Below are 12,959 nucleotides of genomic sequence, written 5' to 3' on the forward strand. Positions count from 1 at the left end.
TCCCGCGAGCGCTGCCGCACAGAGCACTGCTCTTCGGTGAGAGCGCCGTTCCGACACAGGCGACCCGCTGCCCGACCATCCGTCATTCCCGGGGCAGGGGGCCGCTGGTGCGGAGCGGCGCTTTCGTCGTTCCCGACCACCCGACCACCCGGCCGCCCGTGCCCTCCCGCCGCCCTAGAGCAGCGCGAACTGTCCGCCGGGGCCCTCCTCGTGATGGTCCAGCACCGAGGCCGGGCGCCGCGCGGACCCCGGCACGGGCAGGACCCCCGCCGCGTGCAGATCGGCACGGCCCAGTACGTCGTACGAACCGGGCTCCGGCCGTCCGGCCGCCGCCTGCGCGTACAGCGCCAGCACCGTCACCAGCTCCAGCAGCTCGGAGTTCCACTCCTGGGGCCAGCCGCGCGGGCCGATCGCCTCCAGTGCCCCCGTCGGCTCCGCCGTCCGCTCCTCGAACCAGCGCTCCAGCACCCGGACCCCGCCCACCTCGAAGTTCCAGGCCTCGACGGGCACCGGCGAGATGCGGCCGGTCGCACCGAGCAGCAGGGCCGACTCCGCCCCGTCGTACGCGAGCGAGTCCGGCCGGGGCGGGGTCGCCGCCCGGACGTACGGCCGCTGCCCGCCCGGCAGCCGCGGCCGGTCCGCGCCCTGGGCGCCGCGCACCAGGACGGCCAGCAGCCGGTGCCCCGCCCCGACCCCGGACAGCCACACCCGAGGATCGGCCGGCAACGGCACCACCGGCCCGGCGGGCGAGGGCAGTGCCGCCGCCAGTGCCCAGGCGAGCACGTCCTTCGGGGCGACCGCGTGGCCGTAGCGCGCGGCGAGGTGGGCGGTCAGGCCGGGGGCCAGGTTCGGCTCCTGCCCGCCGGGTCGGCGGTAGAGGGGGCGGATGCGCCCCGGGCGGCCGGCCGGCGAGCGGCCGTCGGGGAGGAGCGCGGAGGCCAGCAGGGCGGGGCCCGCAGCCCCGGGGACGTACCCCTGCTCGACGGCGAAGAGCTGGTGGCCGGGGTCGGCGACCCGCCAGAGTTCGGGGCGGGCGGTGTCGATCAGCCGGTGGTCGGGGATCAGCCACTGCTCGTCGAAGGCGCCGTGCAGGACGCGGACCGGTTCCGGGCAGCGGCCCGCCTCGCCGGCGAAGCGGGTGGTGGCGGTGCGCTGGCCGGGCAGGGCGGCGACGGAGGTGTGCGGGGTGCGCTGCCGGGTGGGGGCGAACAGGGCCTCCCGCTCCGGCCCCTCGGCCCGGGTCACCGCGTCCCAGCGGGCCCGCAGGGACGCCGGGTCGGGGCCCATCACCCAGCTCCGGCCCAGGCGCAGCGGCGCCACGGACCACGGCATCAGATCGTCCAGCAGGAGGGGCTGCGGCGTCTCGGCAACATCGCTCACGTCCCGCATCGTAGGCGCTCGCGACGGCCGGGGCCGACCCCGCCGGGAGCGGGGGAGGGCCACCGGGAGAGGTGCGCGCGGCGGGCGGGAGCGGCCGTGCGGGGCGACAGCGCCGCGCAGGAGCGCCCCGCCGGGCGGCAGCGCCGTACCGCAGCCTTCCCGGGCGGTCCGGCGTCAGTCGGCCTCCACCGTCACCGTGAAGGAGAACCGGTCGCCCCGGTAGCGGATCCGTGCCACGTCCACCACCCGGCCCGCCTCGTCGTAGGTCACGCCCGTGTAGTGCAGGATCGGCGAGAGCAGCGGGACGTTCAGCAGTTCCGCCGTCTCCGGGTCGGCGAGGCGGGCCTCGATGGTGTCCGTGATGCGGCTGATGCGTACTCCGGCGACGTCACGCAGCACCTTCGTCATCGGCCAGCGCTCCAGGTCGTCGGCCTTGACGCGGTCCGCGATCTCCGGGCGGATCGCGTTCTCCGCCCAGTTGGTGGGCTCGCCGGTCTCCGCGTCGTACCGCAGCCGCCGGTAGGTCATCACCTCGGAGATGTCCCCGAAGTGCTCGGCCAGCTCGCCGGGCACCGGTACCGGGCCGTGCCCCAGGAGGGTGGCCGGCTCGCCCGACTGCTGGGCCACGACCGCGTCGATCGAGCCGAGCAGCCGGCGCGGGGCACCCCGCCGGGCGCCCGGCTCGATGAACGTGCCGCGCCGCCGGTGCCTGCTGATCAGGCCCTCCGACTCCAGCTCCTTGAGCGCCTGGCGCATCGTCAGGACGCTCACCCCGTAGTGCGCGGCGAGCTGCTCCTCGGTGGGCAGCCGCAGCGAGGCGTCCGGGGAGCGGCCCAGTATGGAGGCGCGCAGCGACTGGGAGACCTGATACCAGAGCGGCAGCTTCCGGTTCAGTACGAGGGAGTCGGGGGCGAAGGCGGTCACCTGGGGTCTCCGTGGGGAAGGGCGCGGCTTACGGGCGGAAGTGGCGCTGAAGACCCTGCCACACCCCGTCGTAGGACGGCTGAAGATGCCCGGCGGTCGCGGCCTGCTCGGTCGCCGTCACCGGCCAGCGCGTCTCGAACATGAACGCCAGCCCGTCGTCGATCCGCTGCGGCTTCAGCTCGGCCGCGCTCGCCCGGTCGAAGGTCTCCCGGTCGGGCCCGTGCGCGGACATCATGTTGTGCAGCGAGCCGCCGCCCGGCACGAAGCCCTCCGCCTTGGCGTCGTACGCGCCCTCGATCAGGCCCATGTACTCGCTCATCACGTTCCGGTGGAAGTACGGCGGCCGGAAGGTGTCCTCGCCGACCAGCCAGCGCGGCGCGAAGACCACGAAGTCGACGCCGGCCAGGCCCGGGGTGTCCGACGGCGAGGTGAGCACCGTGAAGATCGACGGGTCCGGGTGGTCGTAGGAGATCGAGCCGATGACGTTGAAGCGGTGCAGGTCGTAGACGTACGGCACGTGGTTGCCGTGCCAGGCGACGACGTCGAGCGGCGAGTGGTCGTAGGTCGCCGACCAGAGGTTGCCGCAGAACTTGTTGACCACCTCCACCGGCCCCTCGACGTCCTCGTACGCGGCGACGGGCGCCCGGAAGTCACGGGCGTTGGCCAGCCCGTTGGCGCCGATCGGACCCAGGTCGGGGAGCTGGAAGGGGGCGCCGTAGTTCTCGCAGACGTACCCGCGGGCGGTGGCGTCCAGCAGCTCCACCCGGAAGCGGACGCCGCGCGGGATCAGCGCCACCTCGCCGGGCTCCGCGCGCAGCAGGCCCAGTTCGGTGCGGATCAGCAGCCCGCCGTGCTCGGGGACGATCAGCAGTTCGCCGTCGGAGTTGCCGAACACCCGGTGCAGCATGGGGTGGTTGGCGTGGTAGAGGTGGATCGCCATGCCGGTGCGCTGGGTGACGTCGCCGTTGCCGCCGAGCGTCCACAGGCCGGCCAGGAAGTCGGTGCCGGGCGCCGGGTCGGGCAGCGGGTTCCAGCGCAGCCGGTTCGGGTCCGGGACGGTCTCGGTGAACGGCGCGCCGCGCAGTGCGCCGTTGTCGGCGCGGTGGTACGGCGGATGGGCGGCCGAGGGCCGGATCCGGTACAGCCAGGAGCGGTGGTTGTGCGCGCGCGGTTCGGTGAAGGCGCTGCCGCTGAGCTGTTCCGCGTAGAGCCCGAGGGGGGCGCGCTGGGGCGAGTTGCGCCCGTGCGGCAGGGCGCCGGGAACCGCCTCCGAGCTGTGCTCGTTGCCGAAGCCGGGGGAGTACGCCAGGGCCTCCGCGGTCTTCCTGGCCTGTTCGGTGCCGTGCCCGCTGTCGCTCATTGTCCGCTCCCTGTGCCACTGACGAAGGAATCCTATGGACAACTGTAGGAATTGGCCGCCGGGGCGTCAACGGGAATCGGGTGCGCGTGGGGGGCGTGTCCCGAGGGGCTGGTGCGGCGTACGGGGAACGGGCGTCGCCGCACTCCCGTGCCCGGGTCCGCGGATTCCCGGTGCGCGGGGGGATCCCAGAACATGAACATTGCTCTACTCTCTCGCACATGTCGTGGACACGCTGGTTCCGCACGTGCCTGGTCGGCCTCCTGGCCCTCGCCCTCGCCCTGCTCACCGCGCCGACCGCGCAGGCCCACGAGGAGCGCCCCGTCGCCTTCCCCGACGGCTCCGGGAGCGTGCCCGCGCACCGGGGCGGGGAACCGGACCTCCTCGTCTGCAAGACCGACCGGGCGGACTTCGAACGCCGCATCGCCGGCTTCCCGCAGGCACTGAAGGACCGCAACCGCACCCTCTTCGCCCGCTGCACCGCCTCCGGCTACCGGCATCTGCAACAGGCCGTCGACGCGGTGAGGACACCGGGCAGGAACATCGCCGTGCTGCCCGGCCTGTACGAGGAGGAACCCTTCACCGCCGAGCCGGCCGGGGCCTGCGCGCAGCTGAAGGCCCGCAGGTCGCAGCTCGGCTACCAGATCCTGTCGTACGCCCAGCAGAAGCAGTGCCCGCACAACCAGAACCTGGTGGCGATCCTCGGCAAGAAGGACCTCCAGATCGAGGGCACCGGAGCCCGCCGCACCGACGTCGTCATCGACGCCAAGTACCGCAAGCTCAACGCGATCCGGGCGGACGGCTCCGACGGCATCTACTTCCGGAACTTCACCGCGCAGCGCACCACCTTCAACTCGCTGTACGTCCTGGCCGCCGACGGGTTCGTCATCGACGACGTACTGACCCGCTGGAACGACGAGTACGGCTTCCTGACCTTCGCCAGCGACCACGGCCTCTATAAGAACTGCGAGTCCTACGGCAACGGCGACTCCGGCATCTACCCGGGCAGCGCCTCCGACATCAACAACGGACGCGGCTACGACGTCCCGCGCTACTCCATCGAGATCACCGGCTGCCGCAGCCACCACAACATGGTCGGCTACTCGGGCACCGCGGGCGACTCCGTGTACGTCCACGACAACGAGTTCGACCACAACATGGGCGGTGCCTCGATGGACAGCGCCTTCCCCGGACACCCCGGACTCCCGCAGAACCACGCCCGCTTCGAACGCAACCTGATCCACGACAACAACGAGAACTACTACCCGTACGTCGCCGACGGCACCTGCGCCAAGCCCCCCGCCGAGCGCGGCTACGAACGCGGCGTGGTCTGCCCGCAGATCTCCATGCCACCGGGCACCGGCATCATCACCGCCGGCGGCAACTGGAACCGCTACGAGAACAACTGGGTGTACGGACACGCGCGCGCGGGCTTCTTCCTCAACGCCGTACCCGCCTTCATCCGCGGCGAGGACGCCTGGGCGAAGCAGACCGACACCTCGCACCACAACCGGTACGCCGGGAACGTCCTGGGCAAGGACAGGGCGGGCCGGTCCGCCCCCAACGCCGCCGACGTCTGGTGGGACGGGCAGGGCGGCGGCAACTGCTGGGACCCCGGATCCGGGGCCAGCACCCCGCGCGCGCTGCCCGAGTGCGGCGCCCGGCCCGGCGAGGTGTCCGGCGGCTCGGACCGGCTCGTCGGCGAACCAGTCAAACTCGCCCAGCTGCTGGTCTGCTCCGACTACAACGTGCAGGCGCGACGGCTGCCGGCCGGCTGCGACTGGTACGGGGCGACGGGCATCGCCCGGGTCGAGACACAGCTCGCCCTGGGCACGGCGGCGGTACTCGCCCTGGTCGGGGGAGTGCTCTGGTGGCGCAGGCTCCGGCACCACCGCGTCGCGACCGCGGCCACCGTGCTCGGCGCGGCGGGCCTGGCCCTGGACGTCGCCGGGTCCACCACCGGGCTGACCTCCGGCCACGTACCCGCCCTGGCGCTGCTGCTGACCGGCATCTGGTGGACCGTCACCGGCCTCGCCCTGCGCACCGAGCGGCCGTGGTTCGGCCGGACCACCGTCCTCCTCGGCTGCCTCACCCTGCTCGACGCCTTCGACAAGGCGGTGGTGATGATCCCCTGGACCCCGCTGGGACCGGCCTGGATACGCGGGCTGCTCGCCGTGGTGTGGGTGATCTGGGCGGTGGTCGCGGCAGCCCGGCACACCGCGCGGCCCGCACCCGTGGCAGCGCCCGAGCGGGCGGGGGCCGTCGCATGAGGCGCACCCGTACCGCCCCGCCGCTCGGCGCCGCCGCCCTGCTCACCGCCGCCGCCCTGCTGACCGGCTGCGGCGACCGGCCCACCACCCACCACCGGCCGGGCACCGGCCACGAGGTGGCCACCGCGGAGGCCGGGCGGCTGCTGGCCGCCAAGGACACCGACGGCCACCGGCTGCGCGAGGTCGCCGCCGAGGGGGCACCCACGGTGACCCTGACCGCGCGCCCCGACACCGAGGACGGCTGGAACGTCCAACTCGGCCTCCAGCGCTTCCGGTTCACCCCCGACAGCACCGGCGGCGCGGCCCTCCCCGGCAGCGGCCACGCCCACCTCTACCTCGACGGACGGGAGGTCGGCCGCCTCTACGGCCCCTGGTTCCACCTGCCGGGCCGCACCGTCCCCCGGGGCGCCCGCACCCTCACCGTGCGTCTGCACGCCGACGACCACACCGTCTGGGCGGTGCGCGGCACACCGGTGCAGGGCACCGCGCCCCTCGCCCCGGCGGCCCCCGCAGCCGACCCGACCCGCGCCGCCGGGGCCGCCCCGACGCCCGCGCCGCCCCGGGCCGACCGGACCGTGGACATCACCGTCACGGACGGCAAGGTCCACCCCGCACCCGGCCGCGTCGAACTCAGGAAGGGCCAGCGCCTCGCCCTCGGCGTCACCAGCGACCGCGCCGACACCCTGCACATCCACGGCTACGACCGGAAGGTGGAACTGCCCGCCGGACAGCACGTCACCTACGCCTTCGTCGCCGACCGCACCGGCCTCTTCGAGGTCGAGACGCACGAGTCCGACCTGCTGCTGACCCAACTCGTCGTACGGTGACCGTCCTCGCGCACGGCATCGGCTCCCAGCACGACCTGCCCCTGTCGCCCTTCTACGCCTTCGCCGGAGCCTTCGCCGCGCTGCTGGTCTCCTTCCTCGCGCTCGGCCTGCTCTGGTCCCGCTCCCGCTTCCGCGGCGACCGCGCGGGCCGCCCGCTGCCCGCCGCCCTCCAGCGCCTCGCCGACGCCCGCGCCACCCGCGCCGCGCTGCGCGCCCTCGGCCTCGCCGCCGCCCTGTTCGTCCTGCTCCACCTGCTCCTGGGCCCGGACGACCCGGACCGCAACCCCGCACCCGGTGCCGTCCACGTCCTGCTCTGGGTCGGTCTGGTCCCCGCCTCCCTCCTCCTGGGCCCCGTCTGGCGGCTCCTCAACCCGCTCCGCACGGTGCACCGGCTGCTCTGCCGCGCCCTCGGCCGCGACCCGGCCGCCGGCCGCCCGCTCCCGTCCGGCACCGGCCTGTGGCCGGCCGCCGCCGGACTGCTCGCCTACACCTGGCTCGAACTCGCCTCCCCCGACCCCGCCTCCCGGCCCGCCCTCCTGGCCTTCCTCGCCCTCCACACCGCCGTCCACCTCGCCGGCGCCGCCCGCCACGGCGAGCGCTGGTTCGCCACCGCGGACGCCTTCGAGGTGTACTCCACGCTGCTCGCCCACCTCTCCCCGCTGGGCAGACGCCGCGACGGCCGCCTGGTGCTGCGCTCCCCGTTCCACGGCCTGGACGCGACCCAGCAGCGCCCCGGCCTGGTCGCCGTCCTGTGCGTCCTCCTCGGCTCCACCGCCTACGACGGCTTCTCCGACTCGCCCTCCTGGATCACCACCGTCCAGAACTCGGCCCTGGGCCGCACCCCCACCGCCACCCTCGGCCTGCTCGGCGCCGTCGCCCTCGCCGCGGGCCTCTACTGCCTGTGCGCCGGAGCGACCCGGCTGATCTCGGGACCCGGCGCCGCCCACGGGCCGGGCGCCGCCCACGGGCCGGGCGCCGCCCACGGGCCGGGCGCCGCCCACGGGCCGGGCTCCGGCCCCGGGCCGGCACGACGGCTCCCGCACCCCCTCACCGCCTTCGCGCACTCCCTCCTGCCCATCGCCCTCGGCTATCTCGTCGCCCACTACTTCACGCTGCTGGTCACCGAAGGGCCGCGCACCTTCCTGCTGGCCCTGGGCGCCGACGATCCGGCCCCGCCCGGCCCGCTCCTGTCCGCGGGCGCCGTCGCCGCGCTCCAGGTCTCCGCCGTCGTCACCGGCCACGTCCTCGGCGTGGTCGCCGCCCACGACCGTTCCGTACGGCTCTTCCCGCCGGACCGCGCCGTCGCGGGGCAACTCCCGCTGCTGGTGCTGATGATCGCGTACACCACCGGAGGGCTGAGCCTGCTGCTCGCCTGACCGGCACGACCTGCCGCCGCCCCCGTACGGCTCCCGCACACGGCCCCCGCGGGCGGGCCGCCGCACCCCGCGCACCCCGCCGCCCCGCGCACCTTCCGCAAAGCCGCCTCTTTCCGTACGCGACAGGAGCGGCATCATGGAGCCCGTGCCCCCAGAGCCCCCAGCCCGTCCCGAGTCCCCCGCGCAGTCCCCGGCCGACCAGGTGCCCCCGGCCGGCGAGCGGCCCCCGCCCGGCCGCGCGGTCCGGCCCGCGCTGCGGCGCGAGCCGGTGCAGCAGCGCAGTGCCGAGCGCCTCGCCCGGATCCTGGACGCCTGCGCCGAACTCCTCGACGAGACCGGATACGAGAAGCTCTCCACCCGGGCCGTCGCCACCCGCGCGGGCGTCCCCATCGGCTCGGTCTACCGCTTCTTCTCCAACAAGCGCGCCATGGCCGACGCCCTGGCCCAGCGCAACCTCGACGCCTACGGCCAGGCCATCGCCCGCCGCCTGGAGACCATCCCCCCGGCCGACTGGCGCGGCGCGGTGGACGCGGTCCTCGACGAGTACCTGGCCATGAAGCGCACCCGCCCCGGCTTCGCCCTCGTCGAGTTCGTCGCCCCCGCCCAGGCCGGTGTGCCCGACACCCGGGTCGCCGACCGTCTCGTCGACCTGCTCCCCGCCCACCTTGGCCGCACGCCCGACGCCGACCTGCGCCGGATCTTCACCGTCGCCGTCGAGGCCGCCGACTCCGTACTCCAACTCGCCTTCCGCACCGACCCCCGGGGCGACCCGGAGATCATCGCCGAGACCCGGATACTGCTCCGCGCCTACCTCGCCGGGGTTCTCGACTGATCCCCGAACGGGGTGCCAACCGGTCGGTATGCTCGGCGGTGCCCATGCGCCAACGCCGCCGCCACAGGGAGCAGCCATGTCCGACAACTCCCGTACCGCCCCGCGCATCTGCCCGCTCTGCGAAGCCACCTGCGGACTGACCCTGACGCTGGAGGGCTCCCGGGTCACCGGCGCCCGCGGCGACGCCGCCGACGTCTTCAGCCGCGGCTTCGTCTGCCCCAAGGGCGCGGCCTTCGGCGAACTCGACGCCGACCCCGACCGGCTCACCGCACCCCTCGTCCGGGTTGGCGGCACGCTGCGCGAGGCGAGCTGGGAGGAGGCCTTCGACGAGATCGCGGCCCGCGTCCGGCCGCTCGTCGAGGAGTACGGGGGCAACGCGGTCGGCGTCGTCCTCGGCAACCCCAACGTGCACACCATGGCGGGCGCCCTCTACCCGCCCGCCCTGCTCGCCGCGCTCGGCACCCGCAACCTGTTCACCGCCAGCACGCTCGACCAGATGCCCAAGCACGTCTCCAGCGGACTGCTGTTCGGCGACCCCTTCGCGATCCCCGTACCCGACCTGGACCGCACCGACCACCTCCTGCTGCTGGGCGCCAACCCGCTGGACTCCAACGGCAGCCTGTGCACCGCCCCCGACTTCCCCGGCAGGCTGAAGGCGCTGCGGGCGCGTGGCGGCACCCTCACCGTGGTCGACCCGCGCCGCACCCGTACGGCGAAACTCGCCGACCGGCACCTCGCGATCCGCCCCGGTGCGGACGCGGCGCTGCTCGCCGCCCTGGCCCACGTCCTGTTCGCGGAGGAACTGGTGGCGCTCGGCGAGCTGACCGACCGGGTGACCGGGGTCGACGAAGTCGCCGCGGCGGTGGCCGGGTTCACGCCCGAGGCGGTCGCCGGGGTGTGCGACCTGCCGGCGGACGAGATCAGGGCCGTGGCACGCGAACTGGCCACCGCGCCCACGGCGGCGGTCTACGGGCGGGTCGGCAGCTCCACCGTGGAGTTCGGCACCCTCGCCAACTGGCTCGTCGACGTACTGAACGTGCTCACCGGCAACCTGGACCGCCCCGGCGGCGCCCTCTTCCCGCTCTCCGCGACCTCCCCGAAGCCGCGGACCCCCGGGCCCGGCCGGGGCTTCGACCTCGGCAGGTGGCACAGCCGGGTCGGCGGCCACCCCGAGGCCAAGGGGGAACTGCCGCTCGCCGCGCTCGCCGAGGAGATCACCACCCCCGGCGAGGGCCGCATCCGGGCCCTGATCTCCATCGCCGCCAACCCGGTGCTCTCCGCCCCCGACGGCGACCGGCTGGACGCCGCGCTCGAGAGCGGTCTCGACCTCATGGTCAGCGTCGACCCGTACCTCAACGAGACCTCCCGCCACGCGGACGTCGTGCTGCCGCCCCCGCCGCCCTCCCGCAGCGCCCACTTCGACTTCGCCTTCAACGGCTTCGCCGTCCGCAACCAGGTCCGCTACACACCCGCCGCGCTGCCCCTCGAAGCGGGCCGGATGGACGAGTGCGAGATCCACGCCCGCCTCGTCCTGGCCGTCGGCGGACTGCACGGGGCGGACCCCGCCACCGTCGACGAGTCGGTCATCGCCCGCACCCTCGCCAGGGCGGGCGCCCCGGCGGACCTCGCCGCCCGGCTCACCGGCGACAGCGGCCCGGAACGCCGCCTGGACCTGATGCTGCGGCTCGGCCCGTACGAAGGGCTGACCCTGGACGCCCTGCGCGCCGCCCCGCACGGCATCGACCTCGGTCCGCTCCGGCCCCGGCTCGGCCAGGTGCTGAAGACCCGCAGCGGGCGCGTCGAACTGCTCCCCGGACCCGTCGCCGCCGACCTGCCCCGGCTGCGCCGGGCGCTGGAGGAGCGGACCGAGGACCGCGCGCTGGTCCTGGTCGGCCGCCGCCATCTGCGCTCCAACAACAGCTGGATGCACAACGTGCCCGCCCTGACCGGCGGTTCCAACCGCTGCACCCTGCAGATCCACCCGGACGACGCGCGGCGGCTGGGCCTCACCGACGGCGCGCCCGCGCGGATCACCGGCGACGGCGGCGCCGTGCAGGCTCCGGTGGAGATCACCGCCGCGGTGCGCAGCGGAGTGGTGAGCCTGCCGCACGGCTGGGGCCACGACCGCCCCGGCACCCGGCTGACCGTCGCGGCCGGGCGCCCCGGCGTCAACGTCAACCAGCTCCTCGACGGGAGCCGGCTGGACCCGCTCTCGGGCACGGCGGTACTGAACGGGTTCCCGGTGGAGGTGACGGCGGTCGGGGACCGGGCGGCCCAGGTCCCCGCGGACGTCGCGGCGGCGGAGGTCCCGGCGGCGGACGTCCCGGCGGCGGGGTGAGGCCGCTGACGCCCCTGGCGCCGAAAAACTATCGCCGCTAGTTTGGGGTCCGGACGACGACCGGACCGGTGCAGGAGGTATCACGATGGCGACGCAGGCACACGACGGCATGTACATCGGCGGGGAGTGGCGGCCCGCCGCCGGCCAGGACACGATCCCCGTCGTGAACCCGGCTGACGAGCAGGTCATCGCCCATGTCCCGGCCGGTACGGCGGCCGACGTGGACGCTGCGGTGCGCGCGGCACGGGCCGCCCTCCCCGGCTGGGCCGCCACCCCGCAGGCCGAACGGGCCGCCCTCATCGGCGCGGTGCGCGACGGTCTGGCCGCCCGCAAGGACGACATCGCGGCCACGGTCACCGCCGAACTCGGCGCCCCGCCCGCGCTCGCCGAGGCGGTGCACGCCGGGCTGCCGATCGTGGTCGCGGGCTCGTACGCGGAACTGGCGGCGACGTACTCCTTCGAGGAGAAGATCGGCAACTCGACCGTCCGCAGCGAGCCGGTCGGCGTCGTCGGCGCGATCACGCCCTGGAACTACCCGCTGCACCAGATCGTCGCCAAGGTGGCCCCGGCGCTGGCCGCGGGCTGCACGGTCGTGCTCAAGCCCGCCGAGGACACCCCGCTGACCGCCCAGCTCTTCGCCGAGGTGGCGCACGAGGCGGGGCTGCCCGCCGGGGTGTTCAACCTGGTGACCGGGCTCGGCCCGGTCGCGGGCCAGGCGCTCGCCGGGCACGAGGGCGTCGACCTGGTGTCCTTCACCGGTTCGACCGCCGTCGGCCGGCAGATCGGCGCGACCGCGGGCGCGGCCGTCAAGCGGGTCGCCCTGGAGCTGGGCGGCAAGTCCGCGAACGTCATCCTGCCCGGCGCGGACCTCGCCAGGGCGGTGGGCGTCGGCGTCGCCAACGTCATGTCCAACTCGGGCCAGACGTGCAGCGCCTGGACCCGCATGCTGGTCCACACCGACAGCTACGACGAGGCCGTCTCGCTGGCCGCCGACGCGGTCGCCAAGTACGCGCCGGGCGAGCGGGTGGGCCCGCTGGTCAACGCCAAGCAGCGGGAGCGGGTGCGCGGCTACATCACCAAGGGCATCGAGGAGGGCGCCCGTGTGGTGGCCGGCGGCCCCGAAGCCCCCTTCGCCACCGGCTACTACGTCGCACCGACCGTCTTCGCCGACGTCACCCCCGAGATGACCATCGCGCAGGAGGAGATCTTCGGCCCGGTGCTCTCGATCCTGCGGTACGAGGACGAGGCGGACGCGCTGCGCATCGCCAACGGCACGGTGTACGGGCTGGCCGGTGCGGTCTGGGCGGCCGACCCGGAGACGGCGGCGGCGTTCGCCCGCTCCATGGACGCGGGCCAGGTCGACATCAACGGCGGCCGTTTCAACCCGCTGGCCCCGTTCGGCGGCTACAAGCAGTCCGGCGTGGGCCGCGAACTCGGCACCCACGGCCTCTCCGAATACCTCCACACCAAATCCCTCCAGTTCTAACCCCACCCCACCCCCGCCCCCCTTGGGCGGCGGCACCGCCCGCCGAGCCCCCTTGGGCGGCGGGGCCGCCCCCCGGGGGCGGAACGGGCGGGCAAGGGGGCGGCCCCCCGGCGGAGCCGCACCCCCGGGCCCCGGACGCCCCCGGCCCCGCGCACCCCGGCCCACCCAC

The 12,959-nt window shown here is 74.9% G+C and carries 9 protein-coding genes; 6 read left to right on the forward strand and 3 right to left on the reverse strand.

The features are described from left to right. Positions 1–174: 174 nt before the first annotated feature. The 3 genes from ACFYVL_RS38340 to hmgA all read right to left on the reverse strand — a co-directional run bounded on the left by ACFYVL_RS38340 (position 175) and on the right by hmgA (position 3,664). Positions 175–1,389, reverse strand: coding sequence for a type ISP restriction/modification enzyme (locus tag ACFYVL_RS38340; protein ID WP_389253488.1), 1,215 nt, complete (start codon positions 1,387–1,389; stop codon positions 175–177). 165 nt (positions 1,390–1,554) lie between these two features. Further along, positions 1,555–2,304, reverse strand: a complete 750-nt coding sequence (locus ACFYVL_RS38345; protein ID WP_389253490.1) for a GntR family transcriptional regulator — start codon at positions 2,302–2,304, stop codon at positions 1,555–1,557. 28 nt (positions 2,305–2,332) lie between these two features. Further along, the gene (gene hmgA / locus ACFYVL_RS38350) at positions 2,333–3,664 is read right to left on the reverse strand and encodes a homogentisate 1,2-dioxygenase (protein ID WP_389253492.1); all 1,332 of its coding nucleotides are present in this window, start codon (positions 3,662–3,664) and stop codon (positions 2,333–2,335) included. A gap of 218 nt (positions 3,665–3,882) precedes the next feature. Between hmgA and ACFYVL_RS38355 the strand changes: the two genes are divergently transcribed. The 6 genes from ACFYVL_RS38355 (at position 3,883) to ACFYVL_RS38380 (ending at position 12,790) form a co-directional block, all read left to right on the forward strand. Beyond that, positions 3,883–5,931 carry a right-handed parallel beta-helix repeat-containing protein gene (locus ACFYVL_RS38355; protein ID WP_389253494.1) on the forward strand — a complete coding sequence of 683 codons (2,049 nt, stop codon included), beginning with the start codon at positions 3,883–3,885 and terminating at the stop codon, positions 5,929–5,931. Further along, on the forward strand, positions 5,928–6,758 hold the full coding sequence (locus ACFYVL_RS38360) for a hypothetical protein (RefSeq protein WP_389253496.1): 831 nt from the start codon (positions 5,928–5,930) through the stop codon (positions 6,756–6,758). The genes ACFYVL_RS38355 and ACFYVL_RS38360 overlap by 4 nt, the downstream gene beginning before the upstream one ends. Beyond that, on the forward strand, positions 6,755–8,134 hold the full coding sequence (locus tag ACFYVL_RS38365) for a hypothetical protein (protein WP_389253498.1): 1,380 nt from the start codon (positions 6,755–6,757) through the stop codon (positions 8,132–8,134). The genes ACFYVL_RS38360 and ACFYVL_RS38365 overlap by 4 nt, the downstream gene beginning before the upstream one ends. Positions 8,135–8,270: 136 nt before the next feature. Then, positions 8,271–8,966: a TetR/AcrR family transcriptional regulator gene (locus ACFYVL_RS38370; protein WP_389253500.1), complete on the forward strand. Its 696-nt coding sequence runs from the start codon at positions 8,271–8,273 to the stop codon at positions 8,964–8,966. A 76-nt stretch (positions 8,967–9,042) separates the two neighbouring features. Then, entirely contained in the window at positions 9,043–11,304 is a 2,262-nt protein-coding gene (locus tag ACFYVL_RS38375) for a molybdopterin oxidoreductase family protein (RefSeq protein ID WP_389253502.1), read from the forward strand. An 85-nt stretch (positions 11,305–11,389) separates the two neighbouring features. Next, positions 11,390–12,790: an aldehyde dehydrogenase family protein gene (locus ACFYVL_RS38380; RefSeq protein ID WP_389253504.1), complete on the forward strand. Its 1,401-nt coding sequence runs from the start codon at positions 11,390–11,392 to the stop codon at positions 12,788–12,790. Positions 12,791–12,959 lie beyond the last annotated feature (169 nt).

The organism is Streptomyces sp. NPDC004111, from assembly GCF_042874215.1.
Lineage (GTDB): Bacteria > Actinomycetota > Actinomycetes > Streptomycetales > Streptomycetaceae > Streptomyces.

Coding starts and splice junctions, on each gene's coding strand:
- ACFYVL_RS38340 (WP_389253488.1), bottom strand. CDS start 1,389: ATGCGGGACGTGAGCGATGTTGCCGAGACGCCGCAGCCCCTCCTGCTG.
- hmgA (WP_389253492.1), bottom strand. CDS start 3,664: ATGAGCGACAGCGGGCACGGCACCGAACAGGCCAGGAAGACCGCGGAG.
- ACFYVL_RS38355 (WP_389253494.1), top strand. CDS start 3,883: ATGTCGTGGACACGCTGGTTCCGCACGTGCCTGGTCGGCCTCCTGGCC.
- ACFYVL_RS38360 (WP_389253496.1), top strand. CDS start 5,928: ATGAGGCGCACCCGTACCGCCCCGCCGCTCGGCGCCGCCGCCCTGCTC.
- ACFYVL_RS38370 (WP_389253500.1), top strand. CDS start 8,271: ATGGAGCCCGTGCCCCCAGAGCCCCCAGCCCGTCCCGAGTCCCCCGCG.
- ACFYVL_RS38375 (WP_389253502.1), top strand. CDS start 9,043: ATGTCCGACAACTCCCGTACCGCCCCGCGCATCTGCCCGCTCTGCGAA.
- ACFYVL_RS38380 (WP_389253504.1), top strand. CDS start 11,390: ATGGCGACGCAGGCACACGACGGCATGTACATCGGCGGGGAGTGGCGG.